The 19,558-nt window shown below is 72.8% G+C and carries 18 protein-coding genes and 1 riboswitch; of the genes, 9 read left to right on the plus strand and 9 right to left on the minus strand.

Annotation, left to right across the window (positions count from 1 at the left end; all coding sequences use genetic code 11):
• Window positions 1-6 precede the first annotated feature (6 nt).
• Window positions 7-501, minus strand: a complete 495-nt coding sequence (locus H299_RS0114775) for an NUDIX domain-containing protein (protein WP_486587275.1) — start codon at window positions 499-501, stop codon at window positions 7-9.
• Window positions 502-535: 34 nt separating this feature from the next.
• Window positions 536-1,432 (minus strand): LysR family transcriptional regulator, encoded by an 897-nt coding sequence (locus H299_RS0114780; RefSeq protein ID WP_027749037.1) that lies wholly within the window; start codon window positions 1,430-1,432, stop codon window positions 536-538.
• 443 nt (window positions 1,433-1,875) lie between these two features.
• Here H299_RS0114780 and H299_RS0114785 point away from each other — a divergent pair, with 443 nt between their 5' ends.
• The 3 genes from H299_RS0114785 to H299_RS0114795 all read left to right on the plus strand — a co-directional run bounded on the left by H299_RS0114785 (window position 1,876) and on the right by H299_RS0114795 (window position 5,085).
• The gene (locus tag H299_RS0114785) at window positions 1,876-2,808 is read left to right on the plus strand and encodes a hypothetical protein (RefSeq protein ID WP_158692335.1); all 933 of its coding nucleotides are present in this window, start codon (window positions 1,876-1,878) and stop codon (window positions 2,806-2,808) included.
• Window positions 2,809-2,993: 185 nt separating this feature from the next.
• The gene (locus tag H299_RS0114790; protein ID WP_027749039.1) at window positions 2,994-4,070 is read left to right on the plus strand and encodes a BRO-N domain-containing protein; all 1,077 of its coding nucleotides are present in this window, start codon (window positions 2,994-2,996) and stop codon (window positions 4,068-4,070) included.
• A 91-nt stretch (window positions 4,071-4,161) separates the two neighbouring features.
• On the plus strand, window positions 4,162-5,085 hold the full coding sequence (locus H299_RS0114795; RefSeq protein WP_027749040.1) for an LLM class flavin-dependent oxidoreductase: 924 nt from the start codon (window positions 4,162-4,164) through the stop codon (window positions 5,083-5,085).
• Window positions 5,086-5,107: 22 nt separating this feature from the next.
• On the opposite strand, the gene H299_RS34255 is transcribed toward H299_RS0114795, so the two are convergent.
• Together H299_RS34255 and thiC are read right to left on the minus strand one after the other, a co-directional pair.
• Complete coding sequence (locus tag H299_RS34255) at window positions 5,108-5,596, minus strand: cupin domain-containing protein (protein WP_037759059.1); 489 nt, start codon at window positions 5,594-5,596, stop codon at window positions 5,108-5,110.
• A 208-nt stretch (window positions 5,597-5,804) separates the two neighbouring features.
• Window positions 5,805-7,616 (minus strand): phosphomethylpyrimidine synthase ThiC, encoded by a 1,812-nt coding sequence (thiC, locus tag H299_RS0114805; protein ID WP_027749041.1) that lies wholly within the window; start codon window positions 7,614-7,616, stop codon window positions 5,805-5,807.
• Window positions 7,610-7,723, minus strand: a riboswitch (TPP riboswitch). Its footprint overlaps the gene before it by 7 nt.
• Window positions 7,724-7,795: 72 nt before the next feature.
• Between thiC and H299_RS0114810 the strand changes: the two genes are divergently transcribed.
• Window positions 7,796-9,328: a YibE/F family protein gene (locus tag H299_RS0114810; protein WP_078512744.1), complete on the plus strand. Its 1,533-nt coding sequence runs from the start codon at window positions 7,796-7,798 to the stop codon at window positions 9,326-9,328.
• Here H299_RS0114810 and H299_RS0114815 read toward each other — a convergent pair.
• Window positions 9,291-9,512, minus strand: a complete 222-nt coding sequence (locus H299_RS0114815) for a DUF5326 family protein (RefSeq protein WP_027749043.1) — start codon at window positions 9,510-9,512, stop codon at window positions 9,291-9,293. The two genes, H299_RS0114810 and H299_RS0114815, sit on opposite strands and share 38 nt — an antisense overlap.
• Window positions 9,513-9,696: 184 nt before the next feature.
• Window positions 9,697-10,014 carry a cupin domain-containing protein gene (locus H299_RS0114820; protein WP_027749044.1) on the minus strand — a complete coding sequence of 106 codons (318 nt, stop codon included), beginning with the start codon at window positions 10,012-10,014 and terminating at the stop codon, window positions 9,697-9,699.
• Window positions 10,015-10,074: 60 nt separating this feature from the next.
• Between H299_RS0114820 and H299_RS0114825 the strand changes: the two genes are divergently transcribed.
• The 3 genes from H299_RS0114825 to H299_RS0114835 all read left to right on the plus strand — a co-directional run bounded on the left by H299_RS0114825 (window position 10,075) and on the right by H299_RS0114835 (window position 12,326).
• Window positions 10,075-10,452 (plus strand): phage holin family protein, encoded by a 378-nt coding sequence (locus H299_RS0114825; protein WP_027749045.1) that lies wholly within the window; start codon window positions 10,075-10,077, stop codon window positions 10,450-10,452.
• 28 nt (window positions 10,453-10,480) lie between these two features.
• Window positions 10,481-11,002, plus strand: a complete 522-nt coding sequence (locus H299_RS0114830) for a low molecular weight protein-tyrosine-phosphatase (protein ID WP_027749046.1) — start codon at window positions 10,481-10,483, stop codon at window positions 11,000-11,002.
• 130 nt (window positions 11,003-11,132) lie between these two features.
• On the plus strand, window positions 11,133-12,326 hold the full coding sequence (locus H299_RS0114835; protein ID WP_037759061.1) for a cystathionine gamma-lyase: 1,194 nt from the start codon (window positions 11,133-11,135) through the stop codon (window positions 12,324-12,326).
• 96 nt (window positions 12,327-12,422) lie between these two features.
• Here the strand turns inward: H299_RS0114835 and H299_RS0114840 are convergent, their stop codons facing one another.
• From H299_RS0114840 to H299_RS0114850, 3 genes are all read right to left on the minus strand, one after another.
• Window positions 12,423-13,532, minus strand: a complete 1,110-nt coding sequence (locus tag H299_RS0114840; RefSeq protein WP_027749048.1) for a hypothetical protein — start codon at window positions 13,530-13,532, stop codon at window positions 12,423-12,425.
• 165 nt (window positions 13,533-13,697) lie between these two features.
• On the minus strand, window positions 13,698-15,020 hold the full coding sequence (locus tag H299_RS0114845) for a metallophosphoesterase (RefSeq protein WP_027749049.1): 1,323 nt from the start codon (window positions 15,018-15,020) through the stop codon (window positions 13,698-13,700).
• Between the two features lie 179 nt (window positions 15,021-15,199).
• Complete coding sequence (locus tag H299_RS0114850) at window positions 15,200-16,324, minus strand: LacI family DNA-binding transcriptional regulator (protein ID WP_027749050.1); 1,125 nt, start codon at window positions 16,322-16,324, stop codon at window positions 15,200-15,202.
• A 318-nt stretch (window positions 16,325-16,642) separates the two neighbouring features.
• On the opposite strand from H299_RS0114850, the gene hisC reads away from it, so the two are divergent.
• Together hisC and H299_RS34260 are read left to right on the plus strand one after the other, a co-directional pair.
• A complete protein-coding gene (gene hisC, locus H299_RS0114855) occupies window positions 16,643-17,722 on the plus strand; it encodes a histidinol-phosphate transaminase (RefSeq protein WP_027749051.1) in 1,080 nt (359 codons plus the stop codon).
• Window positions 17,723-17,956: 234 nt separating this feature from the next.
• Complete coding sequence (locus H299_RS34260; protein ID WP_078512745.1) at window positions 17,957-19,558, plus strand: cytochrome ubiquinol oxidase subunit I; 1,602 nt, start codon at window positions 17,957-17,959, stop codon at window positions 19,556-19,558.

Here is a 19,558-nt window from a genome sequence, read left to right on the forward strand (position 1 = left end):
TCGGGCTCAGCGCAGGTCGGGCGCCAGCAGCGCCCGTACGCCCTCGATGTTGGCGTCCAGATAGGCGCGCAGCGACGGCGGTACGACCTCCACGGAGGTGATCCCCGGGCGCGTGAAGGGCAGCCGGACGACCTCGTACTCCCCGCACGGCTCGTCCACCTCCGGGCCGTGCCGCCGGGAGAGGTCCATGGACAGCAGGCGGCAGACGAAGAAGTGCTGCACCTTCACCCCGTGCGCGCTGTGGTGCGTGGAGTGGTGCACCGTGTCCACGAACGCGGGCACCACGTCCGTCACCCGCGCCCCCAACTCCTCGTCCACCTCGCGGTGCAGGGCGTCGACCACGGTGGCGTCCACACCGGGCTCCACGCCGCCGCCGGGGGTGATCCAGTAGGGCTCCAGGCCGGGTTTGGTGCGTTTGATCACGATCATCTCCGGGCCATCGAGGAGGATGGCCCGGGCGGTGCGCTTGACGACGGGGCGCTCAGCAGGCATGCAGGACATCTCGCCCGTGTCGGCGGGCCCGAAACCCCCGCTCTCACCAGGCCGCCGCCGCGCGCAGCAGCCAGTCGTGCGTGCGGGCGACATGCGGGAGCGCCAGCGTCCCGGCCCGTACGGACAGGAAGTACGTGCGCAGCGGCGGCACCGGCGGGTCCAGCAGGGCGATCACCTCGCCCGCGTCCAGCGCGGCGGTGCACAGATAGCGCGGCAGCACGGCCATCCCGGCGCCCACCGCCACGCACTCCAGCACTGCCCGCAGGTCGCCCGCCACCACGGCCGCCGACTGGGTGAGCGGCGCGTCGAAGACCGCCGCCCAGTAGCGGCTCATCAGCGGCAGGCTCTCGTGCACGGACAGCGCGGGCACCCGGTCGAGCGCGCGCGCCCCCTGCGCCCGTACGACGGCCGGGCCGCCCAGCCGCGCGGCCCAGCGCGGGCTCGCGACCAGGACCAGCTCCTCGTCGCACAGCGGTGCCGTGGTGAGCAGTTCGCCGCGCGGACGTGCGGTGGTCAGAGCGAGGTCGCAGTGTCCGGCGGCCAGCCCCTCCAGACTCTGCTGTGCGTCGCCGAAGGCGGCGCGCAGCGTCAGCCCGTGCTCCACCAGTAAGGCCAGCGCGGGCAGCACCCGCAGCGCGGTGAACTCCGGTGGCCCGGCCAGGTGTACGGTCCGGCCGCCCGGCTCCTCGTCGAGGCCGCCCTCGGTGATCTCCAGCAGGGCGTCGAGGTGCGGGGCGACCCTGCGCGCCAGTTCGTCCCCGGCGGTGGTCGGCGAGACGCCCCGGGCCTGCCGTACGAACAGGGGGCGGTCCAACTGGCGCTCCAGGGAGCGGATCTGCCCCGTCACCGCGGGCTGCGAAACCCCGAGCAGCGCCCCGGCGCGGGTGAACGAACCGGCGCGGTGCACCGCCAGGAAGGTGCGCAGCAGGGCCAGGTCCATGGCCCTCCTAGGTGTTCGTGTGGGCGAGGTGCTCGGGCACGGCTGGCGTCTTAGCGATAAATATATCGATGGGTGCTTGTCGGTTCAGTAATTGGACAACAACGGGGAGTCAATTAGCCTTGTCCATGCGGTTCTTCGCGCGTTGAGCGAGGCCGTGAGCGGTTCGAGGCACGAGGGGGGAGCCTCGAGCCGCTCTTTGCCGCGCGGAGCCCCCGCGGCGGATGCCTCTCGGACGATCCGCCCATCACAACACGGGCGGTACCTCCACCGGGTGCGTTCGGGCTCATCCACCCGCCGTCGGCTCGGGCACGGTCCGCCGCCGGACACCAGGCGGTGATCACCGGCGGGGCGGCGGGAACTATCCTCGGCGGAGGGCGGCGCGGTACATGCCGCCCGGCGGGTTTCCGGCAGGCCCGAAGGCCGCCGCAACGAGGGAGTGGCCGTTGCCCATCCAGCCAGGAGAGCATGCGGGGCAGCGCGACGTGGACGGACTCCTGGAGCTGCTCCGCGCAGCCGGGGACCGTGGTGCGCGTGCGGCGGCGGCCCGGGCGCTGATCGCGAGCGGCGACGCGAGGGCGTTCGCGGGCCTGCTGTTCTCAGCGAGGCGGCCGTGGTACCGGACGGGTCCCCAGGTGGTCCTGGACGAGGCCCCCGTCACGGCGATCCGGGGCCTGGCCCTGCGCGGCAGGCAGGACGGCATCGCGTTCCCCGCCGACAACGCCTGGCGCATCCCGCCGGACGCCGACGTCGAGGACGTCATCCGCCACGTCTGGGAGCCGGTGGTGCCGTACGTCCCGCGCCTGGTGGACCGGCTCGTCGAACGGGTCTTCGCGGTGTGCCTGGTACACGACTCCGACGGCGAGCATCTCGCCTACCTGCACGGCCATGCGAGGAGGGGGCGGCCGGCCGACTGGCGGGCACCGGTGGGGGAACAGCTGGCGCACGAGAGCGTCGGCGTCGAACTGTGCTGGGCGTCCCGGCCGCTGACCGTGCCCGCCGACCGGATCGTGGAGCACGTGGGCGGCCCGCTGCCCGCGCCGCTGCGCGAGCTGGCGCGCGTGCACGGGTCGTTGCGGTTCAGCGGGGCCGATGCCCAGCTCGACTGGGAGAACCTCACCTTCTACGACCGGGATGACGAGGACGAGGATCAGGAGGAGGACGAGGACGCCGAGGTCCGAACTCGTGGGCGATACCTCTGCTTCGGCGGGTACGCCGACGGTGCCGCCGTTCTCGACCTGGACCAACTCGACCCGCAGGGCCACCCGTTCGTCGTCCACCACGACCCCCAGGACGGGATCGACGTGTACGACACGACCGCCTTCTGGGACTGGACCGACAGCATGCTCGGGTTCTTCGTGACCGGTGCCCGCGGCTGACGCCCCCCCCGGCTGTTCCTTTCCGCTCCTTTCCGCTCCTTTCCGCGCGGCGATCCGAGCCCTGGGCGGCTCCCTGTCAGCTCGCCTGCTTCAGCACAGGTTGCCCTCCTATCGAGTGAATTCAGGTTTATCCACCTGTTGTTCGGACTAACGCCTTGGTTGCGTGCGAGGCGGAGGTGACGCTCATGTACGAGCGGAACGCGCCGCGGCGCGAGCAGGCGGCCCGGCAGGATGCCATCGACATCAACGACTTCGTCTACGCGGCGACGGGCGCCCGCGTACGGAGGCTCACGACACCGGACGGCGAGCACTGGTTCCCGGCGGTGGACGTCTGCGCCCGGCTGGGGCACAGCAACTCGCGCAAGGCGCTCGACGATCACGTCCCAGAGGGCGGTTCGGAGACGCTGGAGACCGTAACCACACGTTACGGTCTCGGCGTTCCCGCAGGTCGGGAGTGGCGCCGAGACTTGCGCATGGTCAATCTGCACGGGCTCATCCGGCTGGTCGGCGCCTGCACCACCAAGGGGGCCGAGCCTTTCAAACGCTGGATGACCGAGGTCATCGTGCACGTTCAGCAAGAGGGCGGGTACGCACTCGACCCAGTCGAGGTGCCCCCTGGTGCGGACAACGCCACCACCGGCTACGTGCTGCCCGACCCGGTGCTCGCCCTCATCGTCCGGCTCGAAGAGCGCAACATGCGGCTGGACGAGGAGGCGCTGGCGGACCGCCGGGCCGAGGCGGCGGACCAGCGGGAGCTGGCCGAGGCGGTGCGCACCGATCTGGTGGCGGCGGTCCGGGGGGAGTCCGTCCGCGCGGCGGAGTGGCAGCACCAGATGCTGGCGGCGCAGCAGGACCTCGCCCGCTCCCTGGCGAAGATCGCGGACGTGCTGGCGGGCGGAGAGCGGCGCCTGCCGCCGCCGCTCTCACCCCGCGACTCGCGGTCCCGGGAGGGTTCCGGAGCCGGGTCCGGGTACGGCTCCGCCTCCCGGACCCGGCCGCAGCCCACGGCGGACGCCGTACTCGCCGCGTGGCGGGAGCGGTTGTCGATCACGGACGACGTGTGGGCGGTGGCGGTCGTCCTCGTTCCCTCGCTGGTGGCCGAGGGAAGGTCGGGCCACTCGCCGGAGGCGCTCGCCGCCCGCACCGGCCTGACGGCGGGCCGGGTGCACGACTGCCTGCGCTTCCTCCAGAAGCGCCGCTGCATCCGGCAGGTGGACGCCACCGGGGACGGCGCCCCGGTGTACGTACTCCTGCACCCGTAGCGCAACGCAGCACCGGAGACCCGGCTTCGCTGTCGGCAGAGCGGCGGGCCCGCGCCTGGCCGGGCGCGCCCGCAAGCGGCAGGGTGGGCGGATGGTCTCGATCTCCCTCCAGGCGCAGCCCACGGACGCCCGGTCCTGGACCGCGCTCGCACGGCACTGCGAAGCGGTGGGCTTCGACGCCCTGCTCGCCGCGGATCATCCGGGCACCGCGGCCTCGCCGTTCGTCGCGCTGGCCGCCGCCGCGGCGGTGACCGAGCGGATCGGCCTGGGGTCGTACGTGTCGCACGCCGGCGTCCGCGAGCCGCTGCTGCTCGCCTCCGACGTGGCGACCCTGGACGTCGTCTCCGGCGGGCGGGCCCGGCTGGCGCTGGGCGCCGGGCACACCCCCGTCGAATGGGAGATGCTCGGCTCCACCCGTCCCGATGTCGCGGGGCGGGTACGGCGCTTCGTCGCGGTGGCGGAGGCGTGCCGCGCGCTGCTGGCGGGCGCGGAAGTGCGGCTGGATGGGCCGGACGTGGCCGCGTACGGTGCCCGGCTGACGGAGCCCCGCCCGGTGCAGGAGGCGGTGCCCTTCACCTTCGGCGGCGGCAACGCGGAACTGCTGCGCTGGGCCGGGGAGCACGCCGACGTGGTCGCGCTGAGCGGGCTCGGGCGGACCCTCGCCGACGGGCACAGCCACCTCACGCGCTGGCGGACCCCCGACATCGACCGCCAGGTGGAGCAGATCGAGCGGGGTTCGGCCGGGCGTACGGTGCCGCCGCAGCGGGAGGCGTTCGTTCAGCGGGTGGAGATCACGGACGATGCGCAGGCGGTCGCTCACCGCCTGGCCGCCGAACTGGGCACGACCGAGCGCGAGGTGCTGGCCGCGCCGTACGTCTGGATCGGCACGGAGGAGGAGATCCGCAGCGCCCTGGCCCGGCACGCGGCTCGCTGGGGCCTCACCCGCTATGTCGTGCGCGAGCCCGCGCTGGAGGACGCCGGACGGCTGATCGCCGGGCTCCGCGCGGGGTGTTGAGGTGTCGGCGCCGCCCGGGCCGTCAGTCCGGCAGCGCGTCGCAGCCCGGGTTCTCCGCCGGTTCGGCCTCGGGCGCACCGGGGGGCAGGAAGTCCGTCACATAGAGCACGAGCGGTTCGTCGCCCAGGTTGACGTTGATGTGCGGATCGCGGTGGTCGGCGGGCTCGACGAACGCCGTGCCCGCGCGGTAGACGCGTGGCTCGCAGGACGCGTCGTAGCGGCCGAGGGTGCCGGACTCGACGACGGCCACCTGCTCGCCCGAGTGCCGGTGCCAGCGGCTGGCCGCGCCCGGCTGGACGGTGATCCGGCGCTGGAACAGCTCCCGCCGGTCCTTGGCCCTGATCCTGAACGGCGCCGAGGTGGTGCCCTCGGCCAGCGTCTCGGCGGTGATCGGCGGGGGCTCGGTGCCCGCACCCGTGCCGGTGGCGGTCGGTGCGGCGGCGGTGAGCGGGAGCACCAGGGCGGCGCAGAGCATCGCGGGCGCCGACTTCCGTGCACGTGCAGAGGACATGGGACCGTCCTTCCGAAGGGCCGGGCGCGGCGCTCGGCGTATCAGGAGTGCGAAGCCGCCCCGTCGGCGGCTCCCTCGCGGACGGTACTGACGCGTCCGTGGCCGCCGCTTCGTACCTGAGGACACACCTCGCCCTCCGCCCCAGGAGGGAGCGGAGGGGCGTCGGCGGCCGGGCGGGGACCGCGCGCCCCCGCCCGGCCGCCGGTCCTCAGTCCGTCACGGGCAGGTAGACGCGGTTGCCCGCGTCCGCGAACTCCTTGGACTTCTCCGCCATGCCCGCCTCGATGTCCTCGGCGCCCAGATCCCCGCCGTGCTTGCGGCGGATATCCTGGCTGATTTTCATCGAACAAAATTTCGGCCCGCACATGGAGCAGAAGTGCGCCGTCTTCGCCGGTTCCGCCGGGAGTGTCGCGTCGTGGAACTCCCGTGCCGTGTCCGGGTCCAGCGCCAGGTTGAACTGGTCCTCCCAGCGGAACTCGAACCGCGCGTCCGAGAGCGCGTCGTCCCAGTCCTGCGCCCCTGGATGGCCCTTGGCCAGGTCAGCCGCGTGCGCCGCGATCTTGTACGTGATCACGCCCGTCTTCACGTCGTCCCGGTCCGGCAGCCCCAGGTGCTCCTTGGGCGTGACGTAGCAGAGCATCGCCGTGCCCCACCAGCCGATCATCGCCGCGCCGATGCCCGAGGTGATGTGGTCGTACGCGGGTGCGATGTCGGTCGTGAGCGGGCCCAGCGTGTAGAACGGGGCCTCCTCGCAGATCTCCTGCTGGAGGTCGATGTTCTCCTTGATCTTGTGCATCGGGACGTGGCCCGGTCCCTCGATCATGGTCTGCACGTCGTGCGCCTTGGCGATCCGGTTCAGCTCGCCCAGCGTGCGCAGCTCCGCGAACTGCGCCTCGTCGTTGGCGTCCGCGATGGAGCCCGGACGCAGCCCGTCGCCGAGCGAGAAGGTGACGTCGTACGTCTTCAGGATGTCGCACAGCTCCTCGAAGTGCGTGTAGAGGAAGCTCTCCTGATGGTGTGCCAGGCACCAGGCGGCCATGATCGAGCCGCCCCGCGAGACGATGCCCGTCTTGCGCCGCGCGGTCAGCGGCACGTAGCGCAGCAGGACACCCGCGTGCACGGTGACGTAGTCCACGCCCTGCTCGCACTGTTCGATGATGGTGTCCTTGTACACCTCCCAGGACAGCTCCTCCGCCTTGCCGTCGACCTTCTCCAGCGCCTGGTAGAGCGGCACGGTGCCGATGGGCACCGGGGAGTTGCGCAGCACCCACTCACGAGTGGTGTGGATGTTGCGGCCGGTGGAGAGGTCCATCACGGTGTCGGTGCCCCACCGGGTCGCCCAGGTCATCTTCTCCACCTCCTCCTCGATCGAGGAGGTGACGGCGGAGTTGCCGATGTTGGCGTTCACCTTCACCAGGAAGTTCTTGCCGATGATCATCGGCTCGATCTCCGGGTGGTTCACGTTCGCGGGCAGTACGGCGCGGCCCGCCGCGATCTCGTCGCGTACGAACTCGGGCGCGCAGCGCTCGCGGACGGCGACGTACTCCATCTCGGGGGTGACCTCGCCGCGCTTGGCGTAGGCGAGCTGGGTCACCGCGACGCGCGTGCCGTCGGCACCCTCCCGGCCGCGCCGGGGCTGGCGGGGGCGGCCGGGGAAGACCGCGTCCAGCCCGGCCAGGTCCGCCGCCGTGCCCCGTACGAGGCCGCCGCGGGGCGCGGTGTGCTTGATGCCGTCGTCCTCGGGCCGCAGCTCCCGGCCCGCGTACTCCTCGGTGTCCCCCCTCGCGATGATCCAGTTCTCGCGCAGCGGGGCCAGCCCGCGGCGTACGTCGGTCTCGATCTGCGGATCGGTGTACGGACCGGAGGTGTCGTACAGCGTCACGTCGTTGCCGTTGGTGAGGTGCACCTGGCGGACCGGTACCCGGATGTCCGGGCGGGACCCGCTCACATAGCCCTTGTGCCAGCCCGGCTTGCGCGGTGCGGACACGTCGGCGCGCGTGTGTGCGTCCTGCGTGGTCATGAGACCCAACTCCCTACGCCGGCATTACCCGGTAACAGGTTCGGCGGTCGGCGCAGCTTCTCCAGCGCCCTCTCAGCCCCGTGCTCGGAGCTCCCGCGATGTGCAAAAGGTGGCCCCACGCTAACGGCACACCCGTGGTGCTGGCCAGGGTGCCCCCGGGTACTTGCGATGATCTGCCGGTGACCCCGACACCGCAGCCACCGCCACCCCGCGATCCGCCGCGGCGCCCGCGCCCGGGCGCACCGCCGCCGCAGCACGCCCCGGGGGCCGTCCCGGACCCCTCCGGCCGCCCCGCCCCGGGGCCCGGCCCGGCGCCTGGGCAGGCACCCGCGCAGGCGCACGGCCACAGTCATGGCCACAGCCACGCGCACGCCCACGGCCCCGCCGCGCCCGTCTCCGCGCGGCTGCGCAAGGTCATCGCGGTGGTGCTGATCCCGTTCGCCTCCGCGGTCGCCATCGGGCTGATCGTGCTGTGGCCGGGCGGCACCTCGGACCAGAGCGGGCCCGGCGGGGTCGGTTTCGACCGGCCCACCTTCGACGCGCGCGTGACCTCCGTCCAGGAGGTGAACTGCGCGGACGTGAACGCCCAGCCGCAGCCGCCCGCCGGCGAGCAGCCCCCGCCGCCCCCGCAGGGCAAGGAGGGCCAGGGCGGGCCGGGCGCGCAGCCGGGGCCGAAGGAGGACGGCTCCGCCGACCTGTGCCAGAAGGCGACCGTGGAGGTGACCGGCGGCAAGGACAAGGGCCGCAAGTTCACCGAGATCATCACCCCGGACGCGACCCGCACCCTCAGCACCGGCCAGCAGGTGGTCGTCGCGTACGCGGAGAAGGCGCCGCGCGAACTCCAGTACAGCGTGATCGACGTGGACCGCACGTTCCCGATGGCGCTGCTCGCCGGGATCTTCGCCCTGGTGGTGGTGCTGGTGGGGCGGCTGCGCGGGGTGCTGGCGCTGGTCGGCCTGGTGGTGAGCTTCGCGGTGCTGACGCTCTTCATCCTGCCCGCGATACTCGACGGCTCGAACCCGCTGGTGGTGGCTGTCGTCGGGGGCAGCGCGATCATGCTGGTGACGCTCTACCTGTGCCACGGCGTCTCGGCCCGTACGTCGGTCGCCGTGCTGGGCACGCTGGTCTCACTGCTGCTGATCGGGCTGCTCGGCTCGCTGTTCATCGGCTGGGCGCACCTGACCGGCAACACAGACGACCAGACCGGCCTCGTGCACGGCCTCTACCCGGACATCGAGATCCAGGGCCTGCTGCTGGCGGGCGTGCTGATCGGCTCGCTCGGCGTCCTGGACGACGTGACCGTCACCCAGACGTCCGCCGTGTGGGAACTGCGCCAGGCGGACCCCGCGGCGAGCAGGCGCAAGCTCTACGCCGCCGCCATGCGCATCGGCCGGGACCACATCGCCTCGGTGGTGAACACGCTCGTGCTGGCGTACGCGGGCGCCGCGCTGCCGCTGCTGCTGCTCTTCACGATCGCCGAGTCCAGCGTCGGCACGGTCGCGGGCAGCGAACTAGTCGCGCAGGAGATCGTGCGGACGCTCGTGGGCTCGATCGGGCTGGTGGTCTCCGTGCCGCTGACCACGCTGCTGGCGGCGCTGGTGGTCTCCGCCGACCGCCCCTCGCCCCAAGGCGGCCCGGTGCCGGGCGCGGTGTCCGCCCCTCCCGGCAGCCCGGTCACCGGCCGCCGCGGGAGGAGGAGGAAGCCGAAGTGAACCAGCGCACCGCGTAGATCAGACCGCCGACCAGGGCGACGAACAGCAGGATCTTGAAGAGCAGCCCGACCACGAAGCTGATCACCGAGGCGATCAGACCACCGAAGACGACGAGCGCGACCACCGGTATCGCGACCCACTTGACCCACCAGGGCAGTGTGTCCAACGCTTCCTTCACGGCCATGAGACTCTCCTGGTGGGCTCGGGTGCCGGCACGCCCGGCACGTACGCACTGCGTCACCCTCGATGCTAGGCGCCCCGGGTGCCTGGCGGGCGGCGCCCTGCCCCGGTTCGTCCCTGACCCGACCCCTACGGAACCCGGACGCCGCCCCGCTGCCCAAGGAGGAGGCCGCGGGGCGCCCGTGCCGTCAGCCCTCCGGCGGGGCGAAGACGACCATCACCCGCAGGTCCTCGCTGATGTGGCTGAAACGATGCGGCACGCCCGCCGGGACGTACACCACGCTGCCCCGCGCGACCTGGGTCGACTCGGCGCCGACGGTGAGCGTGCCGCGCCCGCTGACCACGAAGTACACCTCGTCCTGCGCGTGCGGCTGCTGCGGATCGGCGGCGCCCTTGTCGAGCGCGTAGAGGCCGACCGACATGTGCCGCTCCCGCAGGAAGCGCAGGTACGCGCCGTCGTTCGCCGCCCGCTCGGCCTCCAGCTCCTCCAGCCGGAACGCCTTCATCGGTGACCCGCGGGCATCCGCGCCCCTCCGGTCTCCGCCGATCTCTGGAACCATCGACCCATGACGAACTTCCTCATCAAGACGCTGGCCAACGCCGGAGCACTGGCGGTGGCCATCTGGCTGCTCAACGACATCACCCTCACCGGTGACAACACCGGCCGCAAGACCGTCACGCTCATTGTCGTCGCTCTGATCTTCGGCCTGGTGAACTTCTTGGTCAAGCCGGTCGTGCAGCTGTTCTCGCTGCCGCTGCTGATCCTCACCCTCGGCCTGTTCACCCTGGTGATCAACGCCCTGATGCTGCAGCTGACCTCCTGGCTGGCCGACACCGTGGAGCTGAGCTTCCACGTGGACGGCTTCGGCACGGCCCTGATAGGCGGCCTGATCATCTCCATCGTGTCCTGGGCGCTGAACATGCTGCTGCCCGAGGGCGACTGAACGCCCCCGAACGAAAGCCGAGGAGCCCATGTCCGAAGGTCCCTACCGCGTGTGCTTCGTGTGCACGGGCAACATCTGCCGCTCCCCCATGGCGGAGGCCGTCTTCCGCGCCCGCGCCCAGGAGGCCGGCCTGGCCGACGCCGTGTGCGCCGACAGCGCCGGTACGGGCGGCTGGCACGCGGGCGAGCCCGCCGACCCCCGTACGGTCGCGGTGCTCGCGGCGGCGGGCTACGGACACGAGCACCGCGCGCGGCAGTTCACCGCCGACTGGTTCACCCGCCGCGAACTGGTCGTCGCCCTGGACCAGGGGCACCGGCGCGCGCTGCGGGCCATGGCGCCCTCGGCGGCCGACGCGGCGAAGGTGCGGCTGCTGCGCGCCTACGACCCGCAGGCGGTGGCGGACGGCGAACTGGACGTACCGGACCCCTACTTCGGCGGCGCGCAGGGCTTCGACGCCTGCCTGGAGCTGATCACGTCGGCGATGCCCGGCCTCGTGGCGGCGGTGGCGTCCGCGGTCGGCCCGGCCGCGCACGGGGCGCCTGAGCGCTGACGGGCATCAGGGGGCGGGGTGCCGGGGCGCCCTTCGCGGGCGCGTGCCGCCCCGTACGGTTCCGGCTACCGTGCACAGTGCGGAGCGGCGGCACCGGCCGCCCCCGCCCGACCTGCCGGAAGGGGCTCGCATGGGCACCAGTGACCGCGACGGCACCCGCGTCGTACGAGCCGGACTGCCGGCGGAGGTGCCGTACGGGCCGCCGCTGCCGGGCCCCGTCTTCGCGGCGCACTACCACCTGCCCGGCGATCCGGCCGGGGCGCCGTACGCGTACGGCCGGGACGCCAACCCGACCTGGACCGCGCTGGAGAGCGCCATCGGCGAGCTGGAGGCGCCCGGCGCGGTGCCCGGCGCGGGCAGCGGAGGCACCTCGCCCGGCAGCGAAGGCAGCGAAGGCAGCGACGGGCCGGAGACGGTCGTCTTCGCCTCCGGCATGGGCGCGATCACGGCGGTGCTCTTCTCCCAGCTGCGCCCCGGTGACGTCGCGGTGCTCCCGGAGGACGGCTACAACCTGCTGGTCCCCGTGCGCGAGCGGCTGGAGGGCTGGGGTGTGGAGGTGCGTACGGCGCCCACCGCCGGGAACGGGCAGCTCGCCGCGCTGGACGGCGCCCGGCTGCTGTGGCTCGAGACCCCCTGCAACCCCGGGCTGGACGTCTGCGACATCCGGCTGCTCGCCGAGGCCGCGCACGCGCAGGGCGCCGTGGTCGCGGTGGACAACACGCTGGCCACCCCGCTGGGCCAGCGCCCCCTGGAGCTCGGCGCGGACTTCGCCGTCGCCAGCGGCACCAAGGCGCTCACCGGGCACGGCGATGTGCTGCTCGGCTACGTCGTGTGCCGCGACCCGGAGTCGGCGGCGGACGTGCGGCAGTGGCGCAAGACGGTCGGTGCGATCCCCGGCCCCATGGAGGCGTGGCTCGCGCACCGCTCGCTGGCCACGCTGGAGGTGCGGACGCAGCGCCAGGCGGCCGGGGCGCTCGCCGTCGCGGAGGCGCTCCTCGCGCGCCCGGAGGCGGCCGGCGTACGGCACCCGGGCCTGCCCGGCGATCCGGCGCACGCGGTGGCCGTGCGGCAGATGCGCCGGTTCGGCTGCGTCGTCTCCTGCACCCTGCCCGACCGGGGGTTCGCCGAGCGCTTCCTCGCGGCGCTGCGGCTGGTGGACGACGCCACCAGCTTCGGCGGTGTACGCAGCACGGCCGAGCGGCGCGGGCGCTGGGGCGGCGACGCGGTGCCGGAGGGCTTCGTGCGGCTGTCGGTGGGCCTGGAGGACCCGGCGGACCTGATCGCGGACCTCGGCCAGGCGCTGGACCGGGCGGCGGCGGGCTGAGGGGACGGCGGGTTGAGGGGACGGCGGGTTGAGGGGACGGCGGGTTGAGGGGACGGCGGGTTGAGGGGACGGCGGGTTGAGGGGACGCCGCCCGGGTCACTCCGGCCGGTGCTCGGGGCCGCCGTAGTCGGGGCTGGTGAAGTCCGGGCTGGAGAAGCGCGGCCGGGTCGCGGTGTCGCCGGGCTCGCGCGGGGTGGCCGGGCTGGAGAAGTCCGGGTGCGAGTAGCCCAGGCGCGGTGTGCGCTGGTGGTCGTCCGGCAGCTGCGGCTCGGCCACCGGCTCGACCGCCGTCACGGCGCCCTGCCGTTCGGCCAGCGCCTCCTGGAGGAACGGCACGACGCCCCGCTCCAGCAGTGCTTCGCGCCAGTCCTCCCGTGCCTCGGCCACCGCCCCCGCGAGCCCGCCCGACGGCTTCGCAGGCCCGCCCGTACGGCCAGGCGGCACCCGCGTACCGGACGAGCGGCCCGTACCGCCGGTACCGCCCGTACGTCCCGCCGCGCCGGACGGGCCGCCCCGCGGCCCGGTGTGCGAGCTGTTGCGCACGGCCGCGAACAGCAGCCCCGCCATGCCCGCGAGCCCCGTCGCCGCGGCCAGGACGGCGAACGCCCAGCCCGCGCTGCGCATCGACCCGGCCAGCGCCGGTTCCGGTGACAGCAGGTGCATCGCGTAGCCCGCGAGCAGGAAGATGACGGCCGCCGCACCCGCGAGCAGCGGCGCGAGTACGGACACGACGGCGACGGCACCCGCCCCGGCGGTGTCCCCGAGCCCGGCGCTCACCGCGCCCGCGAGCCCGAGCCCGGCGGCGCCCTCCCGCCGCACCCGGACGTCGGAACCCTCGGCTGCGGACCCCTGTGAAGCGGCACCCTCCGTGCCGGAACTCCCGCCCCCGGGGCCCTCGGGCGTGTCGCCGCCCTCCGACGGGCCCGCGTCAGCCGGGACGGGCGGCGGAGCGGCCGGGTCCGGCGCCGCCGGGGTGCGCCGCAGCTCTCCGCGCAGGGACACGAGGCGCTGGTACTCGGCGGCGGCGCAGGACGCGATGGGCACGGCGGCGGCCATCGCCATGGCGCGCAGCGCCTCGCGGCGGTGGCGGTGCTCCAGCTCGGCCAGGCCGGGACGCTGGTGTGCCGTACGCAGTGCTTCGTCGAGGACCCTCTCGAACTCGGGCCGGTCCTCGGCCAGCAGGTGCGGAGCGGTGTTCATGGACATCCCCCGATGCTCCGTAAGGCCGTAACGGCCGCGCTGTCGGTTGTCGACGCGGAAACGGAGGGGAACTCGCTACGGCAGAACCGATGGTAGAGCGCCATCGGCACGGGGTGACAGGGTGTTTGCGGAAATCACCCCGGGCCGATACGTCGGTCAGACGCCTCCCTGCTACATCTTCCCGGCAACTGGCTGTTCAGCCAGGGGGAGTTGAGTGACCAACAGCTTTCCGGCCATGGTCACTCCGCCGTCCATCGCGATCGCGAGTCCGTCGGCGTACACGTGCGGCCCGGTGACGTCCGGCGGGGCGGACTCGTCGTCCTCGCTGCCGACCTCGCCCAGCAGGTACGGGATCGGGCTGTGCCCGTGGACGATCCGCTCGCCGCCGAAGGTGTCGAGCAGCTCGCGCGCCGCCAGCGCGCCCGCCCCCTCGTCCCGGAAGGCGAAGCGCTTGGTGAACTTGCGGAACAAGTCCCAGGTCTCGTCCGCGTCGTTGCGCTGGAGGGCCACGGTCACCGCGTCGTTGACCGAGTCGATGGTGTCGCCGTAGTCCAGGTAGCAGGTGGCGTCCGAGTGCACCAGCAGATGGCGGTCGGCGAGAGACATCGCGTCCAGCCGGGACATCCACTGGATGTGGTGCTCCTGGAGGCGCTCCATGTCGCTGCGCTGACCGCCGTTGAGCAGCCAGGCGGCCTGGAAGGAGGCGGTGCCCGCACCGGAGTTGACCGGCGTCTCACCGAACCGCTTGGCGCCGATCAGCAGCAGTTCGTGGTTGCCCATGAGGGCCTTGCAGTAGCCGCCGGCCGCCGCCGCCTCCGCCGAGAGGTTCATCACCAGGTCGATGACGCCGATGCCGTCCGGACCGCGGTCGGTGAAGTCGCCGAGGAACCACAGCCGGGCGTTGCCCGCCGTCCAGTGGTCCTGGCCGTCGATGAGTCCGGCGGCCAGCAGCGCGGCCCGCAGTTCGTCGAGATAGCCGTGCACGTCGCCGACGACGTACAGCGGGCTCTCGCCGGAGGGATGCCGGTCGGCGGCGGCCGCGGGCGAGGGGGAGTCCACCAGGGTGGGCTCGCGGACGACGGAGGTCGCGCCCGGGCCGACGACCGGCAGGTCGCGCTGCGTGGGCGTGTAGCCGTCGGAGCGTGGGAGGGGCTCCGGCTCGACGGCGCCCACGGCCCGGCCGTGCGGCGGGGCGGCCGGGGGCACCGCCGTCGGGACCGGGCCGGTGACCGGGCTCCCAGGCGGACCCGCGCCGGGACTCCCGACGGGACTCGCGCCGACCGGACCCGCGCTGCGCAGGCGCGTGGTTTCGCCGCCCGCGCCCACGTGGCCGCCCGTCTGCGCGTCCGCGCCCGCGTCGCCGCCCTCGCCCGGGCGCGCGACCGGCGCCGGGGGAGGGGTCGCGGGCGGTTGCACACGCTGCGGAGCGGCGCCTGCGCCATGCCAAACGTCGGGTCCCTGACCGGCCCCCTGAGTCATAGACCCCTCCACCATCCTGCGCTCCGTGCACCTGCCGGACCTGCCCTGGTCGCGAGACCGTCCCGGTGTCGTCGACCCATCATAGGAATGCTGGTCGCGGCTTGTGACGCACCTGGGGGGTGGCAATTGACGCGAGCGCCGGCGAGGTGGCCCTTTTGTTCCCTTTTATCCGCCTACGAGCGCCCGCGGCGCTCCTACGGGGTCGCCGGTCCGCGCGGCGCGCTGACCGTGGTCCGCGACGGGCGGCGCTGCGAGCTGGTGCGCACGATGAGGTCCGTCGGCATCACCTGCTCGACGGGACGCCCGCCGCCGCTGCCCTCGATGGCGTCGATGAGCAACTGGATGACGGTGTTGCCGATCCGCCCCGGCTTCAGGGACAGGGTGGTGATCGGCGGTTCCGTCGTCTCGTACACGGTGGACTCGCTGCAGCAGACCAGCAGCAGGTCGTCGGGGACGCGCAGGCCGTACCGGCGGGCGGCGGCGAGCAGGTCGGTGCCGTTCGGGTCGAACAGGCCGTACACCGCGTCGGGCCGGTCGGGCCGGGCGAGCAGCCGGTCGGCGGCGACGGCGCCCGCGCACGGGTCGTGCGCCGGGTACGCCTCGACCACCGGGTCCTGGCCGACCCGCTCGCACCAGTCGAGATAGGCGCTGGTGGAGAGCCGGGTATAGGTGTCGGTACTGGTGCCGGTCAGCAGCCCGATGCGGCGGGCGCCCGACTCGGCGAGGTGGTCCAGCAGGCCGCGTACGGCGGCCTCGTGGTCGTTGTCGACCCAGGCGGTGACCGGGAGGGAACCGGCCGGGCGGCCGTCGGAGACGACGGGGATGCCCGAGCGCATCAGCTCGGTCACCACGGGGTCGTGGTCGGAGGGGTCGATGACGACGGTGCCGTCGAGGGCGACGTTCGACCAGATGTCGAAGGCGCTGTGCCGGGAGGTCGCGGGCAGGATGACCAGCGCGTAGCCGCGCGCCAGCGCCGCCGAGGTGGCGGCGCGCGCCATCTCGGCGAAGTAGGCGAACTCGGTGAAGGTGAACGGTTCTTCGCCGTAGGTGGTCACCGTCAGGCCGATGAGGCCGGACTTCCCGGTGCGCAGCGTGCGGGCGGCGGCCGAGGGGCGGTAGCCCAGCCGCTCCGCGACGGAGCGGACGTGGCTGCGGGTCGCGTCGGGCAGTCTGCCCTTGCCGTTGAGCGCGTCGGAAACCGTCGTGATGGAGACTCCCGCGGCGGCTGCCACATCGCGGATTCCCGCGCGACCGTTCAGCCTGCTCCCCGATCGGGGAGTGGCTGTCCGGCTCACCTGATGCTTTTCTGCTGCTGTCATGGCGACCCGATCGTAGGCCCGCAGGAGTGTGTTCGCGGGGACGTACAAGCAAAGGTGGGCAGGCACGATTCTGCATCACAGACCTGCCCTAACGGCCTTGTGAATTCCGGCAGTTGCCCGGTAGGTAGAGCGGATCATCCCAGATAGGACCCGTTGCTCCAGCAGAATCAGCCAGATTGCGAACCGTTCGCAACTCACCTTCACGGGCGACGCGCGCCACCGCGCTCGCCACCGGCGCACGGGTGTGGCCGAGCGCACCCCCCGGGGAATCCCGAATCCTCTTAGGGTGTGCAGTATTCGCATCAGAGGAGGCCGCTCATGCCCGAGAAAACCCCGAAACTGCGGACCGCGCTGGACGGCGTACCCGCCTATGTGCCCGGCAAGCGGGACACCGCCGGAGGGCCGGTGTCGTACAAACTCTCCTCCAACGAGAATCCCTATCCGCCGCTGCCCGGGGTCATGGAGGCGGTGACGGGCGCGGCGGCCTCCTTCAACCGCTACCCGGACATGGCCTGCGCGGGGCTGCTGGCCGAGCTGTCCGAGCGCTTCGGCGTGCCGGTCGAGCGGCTGGCCACCGGCACCGGATCGGTGGGCGTGGCACAGCAGTTGTTGCAGGCCACAGCCGGTCCGGGCGACGAGGTGATCTACGCCTGGCGGTCCTTCGAGGCGTACCCGATCATCACGCAGGTCTCCGGCGCGACCTCGGTACGGGTGCCGCTGACGGCCGGCGAGGAGCACGACCTCGACGCGATGGCGGACGCGATCACCGACCGCACCCGGCTGATCTTCGTCTGCAACCCCAACAACCCCACCGGTGTCGCCATCCCGCGCGCCGACCTGGAGCGCTTCTTGGACCGGGTGCCCGGGGACGTGCTGGTGGTGCTGGACGAGGCGTACCGCGAGTTCGTCCGCGACGAGCGGGTGGCCGACGGGCTGGAGCTGTACCGCGACCGCCCCCACGTGTGCGTGCTGCGCACCTTCTCCAAGGCGTACGGCCTGGCCGGGCTGCGGGTCGGCTTCGCGGTGGCGCACGAGCCGGTGGCCGCCGCGCTGCGCAAGACGGCGGTGCCGTTCGGCGTCAGCCAGCTCGCCCAGGACGCGGCGGTGGCCTCGCTGCGCAGCGAGGACGCGCTGCTGGAGCGGGTCGAGGCGCTGGTGGCCGAACGGTCCCGGGTGCTGGCCGCGCTGGCGGGCCAGGGCTGGCCCCCCTTGGATTCCCAGGCGAACTTCGTCTGGCTGCGGCTCGGCGAGCGCACGCTGGACTTCGCGGCGGCCTGCGAGCGGGCGGGGGTGATCGTCCGGCCGTTCGCGGGCGAGGGGGTCCGGGTGACGGTCGGCGAGACCGAGGCGAACGACCTGTTCCTACAGGTGGCTGAAAACCTTCGCAAGGAGTACTAGACAGAGCCTGCGAGGGAACCGATCCGGGCCGCCGTCATCCGCTGACGGCGGCCCGTCCGCGTCCGGAACCCGTGGGGCGCCTGGTCCGGGAGCGGCGTGGGGACCCCGCTGAAGCGGTCTCGAACACTTCGGGCATAATCGTCTTGTGAATGTGAACTCATTCACAAGCTGACGGCTGCGCGTGGCATCCTCCCTGTTCGGGGCGACGCGCCGACCCGAAGGAGAGACAGCGACGTGGACCTCGCCCTGGCGCCGGAGACCCTGGCGCGCTGGCAGTTCGGCATCACGACCGTCTACCACTTCCTGTTCGTCCCGCTGACGATCTCGCTGGCCGCGCTCACCGCCGGACTCCAGACGGCGTGGGTGCGTACCGGCAAGGAGAAGTACCTCCAGGCCACCAAGTTCTGGGGCAAGCTCTTCCTGATCAACATCGCGATGGGGGTCGTCACCGGCATCGTGCAGGAGTTCCAGTTCGGCATGAACTGGTCCGACTACTCCCGTTTCGTCGGTGACGTCTTCGGTGCCCCGCTCGCCTTCGAGGCGCTGATCGCGTTCTTCTTCGAGTCGACGTTCATCGGCCTGTGGATCTTCGGCTGGGACCGGCTGCCGCAGAAGATCCACCTCGCCTGCATCTGGATGGTCGCCGTCGGCACCCTGCTCTCCTCGTACTTCATCCTCGCCGCCAACTCCTGGATGCAGCACCCCGTCGGCTACCAGCTCAACGAGGAGACCGGCCGCGCCGAGCTGACCGACTTCGTCGCCGTGCTCACCCAGGAGACCACCCTGGTCGTGGTCTTCCACACGCTCACCGCCGCGTTCGTCGCCGGTGGCGCGTTCATGGCGGGCATCTCCGCCTACCACCTGCTGCGCGGCAAGCACGTGCCCGTGATGCGCACCTCGCTGCGGCTGGGCCTGGTCACCCTGGTCGCCGCCGGGGCGCTCACCGCCGTCAGCGGCGACCAGCTCTCGAAGGTCATGTTCCAGCAGCAGCCGATGAAGATGGCCGCCGCCGAGGCGCTGTGGGAGTCCGAGTCGCCCGCGCCGTTCTCCCTCTTCGCCTACGGCGACGTGGACAAGGGCCACAACACCGTCGCCGTCGAGATCCCCCGGCTGCTCTCCTTCCTCGCCAACGGCGACCTGTCCTCCGAGGTCCCGGGCATCAACGACGTCAACGCCGCCCAGGAGGAGCGGTTCGGGCCGGGCGACTACCGCCCCAACATCCCCGTCGCCTACTGGAGCTTCCGGTGGATGATCGGCTTCGGCATGACGTCGGTGACCCTCGGCGCCGCCGGCCTGTGGCTCACCCGCAGGCGGTTCTGGCTCGCCGAGCGGCTCCGTACGCCGGAGACCGAGGTCCCCCGCCTCGCGCTCACCCGCAACCGCACGCTGGGCACCACCCTGACCCGCTGGTACTGGCGGCTCACCGTCCTCACGCTCGGCTTCCCGCTCATCGCCAGCTCCTGGGGCTGGATCTTCACCGAGATGGGCCGCCAGCCCTGGGTCGTCTACGGCGTGCTGCGCACCCGCGACGCCGTCTCCCCCAGCGTCTCGCAGGCCGAGGTGCTGATCTCGATGAGCGTCTTCACCCTGCTCTACGCCATCCTCGCCGTCGTCGAGGTCCGGCTGCTGGCGAAGTACGTCAAGGCGGGGCCGCCCGAACTGACCGACGCCGACCTCCGCCCGCCCACCCGCATCGGCGGCCCCCCGGGACCGAGGCGGGGCGAGAGCCCGGACGGCCCCGGCGGTCCGGACGACCCCGACGGCACCGGTGGCACCGACGGCGGCGCAGCGGAGGCCGACGACGACGCCGACCGCCCGATGGCCTTCTCCTACTGA

This window comes from Streptomyces sp. CNH287 (genome assembly GCF_000424825.1).

What these genes read in the sequence shown, in the direction of transcription:
- H299_RS0114775 (WP_486587275.1), bottom strand. Translation starts at nt 501, where the DNA reads ATGTCCTGCATGCCTGCTGAGCGCCCCGTCGTCAAGCGCACCGCCCGG.
- H299_RS0114780 (WP_027749037.1), bottom strand. Translation starts at nt 1,432, where the DNA reads ATGGACCTGGCCCTGCTGCGCACCTTCCTGGCGGTGCACCGCGCCGGT.
- H299_RS0114790 (WP_027749039.1), top strand. Translation starts at nt 2,994, where the DNA reads ATGTACGAGCGGAACGCGCCGCGGCGCGAGCAGGCGGCCCGGCAGGAT.
- H299_RS0114795 (WP_027749040.1), top strand. Translation starts at nt 4,162, where the DNA reads ATGGTCTCGATCTCCCTCCAGGCGCAGCCCACGGACGCCCGGTCCTGG.
- H299_RS34255 (WP_037759059.1), bottom strand. Translation starts at nt 5,596, where the DNA reads ATGTCCTCTGCACGTGCACGGAAGTCGGCGCCCGCGATGCTCTGCGCC.
- thiC (WP_027749041.1), bottom strand. Translation starts at nt 7,616, where the DNA reads ATGACCACGCAGGACGCACACACGCGCGCCGACGTGTCCGCACCGCGC.
- H299_RS0114815 (WP_027749043.1), bottom strand. Translation starts at nt 9,512, where the DNA reads ATGGCCGTGAAGGAAGCGTTGGACACACTGCCCTGGTGGGTCAAGTGG.
- H299_RS0114820 (WP_027749044.1), bottom strand. Translation starts at nt 10,014, where the DNA reads ATGAAGGCGTTCCGGCTGGAGGAGCTGGAGGCCGAGCGGGCGGCGAAC.
- H299_RS0114825 (WP_027749045.1), top strand. Translation starts at nt 10,075, where the DNA reads ATGACGAACTTCCTCATCAAGACGCTGGCCAACGCCGGAGCACTGGCG.
- H299_RS0114830 (WP_027749046.1), top strand. Translation starts at nt 10,481, where the DNA reads ATGTCCGAAGGTCCCTACCGCGTGTGCTTCGTGTGCACGGGCAACATC.
- H299_RS0114835 (WP_037759061.1), top strand. Translation starts at nt 11,133, where the DNA reads ATGGGCACCAGTGACCGCGACGGCACCCGCGTCGTACGAGCCGGACTG.
- H299_RS0114840 (WP_027749048.1), bottom strand. Translation starts at nt 13,532, where the DNA reads ATGTCCATGAACACCGCTCCGCACCTGCTGGCCGAGGACCGGCCCGAG.
- H299_RS0114845 (WP_027749049.1), bottom strand. Translation starts at nt 15,020, where the DNA reads ATGGTGGAGGGGTCTATGACTCAGGGGGCCGGTCAGGGACCCGACGTT.
- H299_RS0114850 (WP_027749050.1), bottom strand. Translation starts at nt 16,324, where the DNA reads ATGACAGCAGCAGAAAAGCATCAGGTGAGCCGGACAGCCACTCCCCGA.
- hisC (WP_027749051.1), top strand. Translation starts at nt 16,643, where the DNA reads ATGCCCGAGAAAACCCCGAAACTGCGGACCGCGCTGGACGGCGTACCC.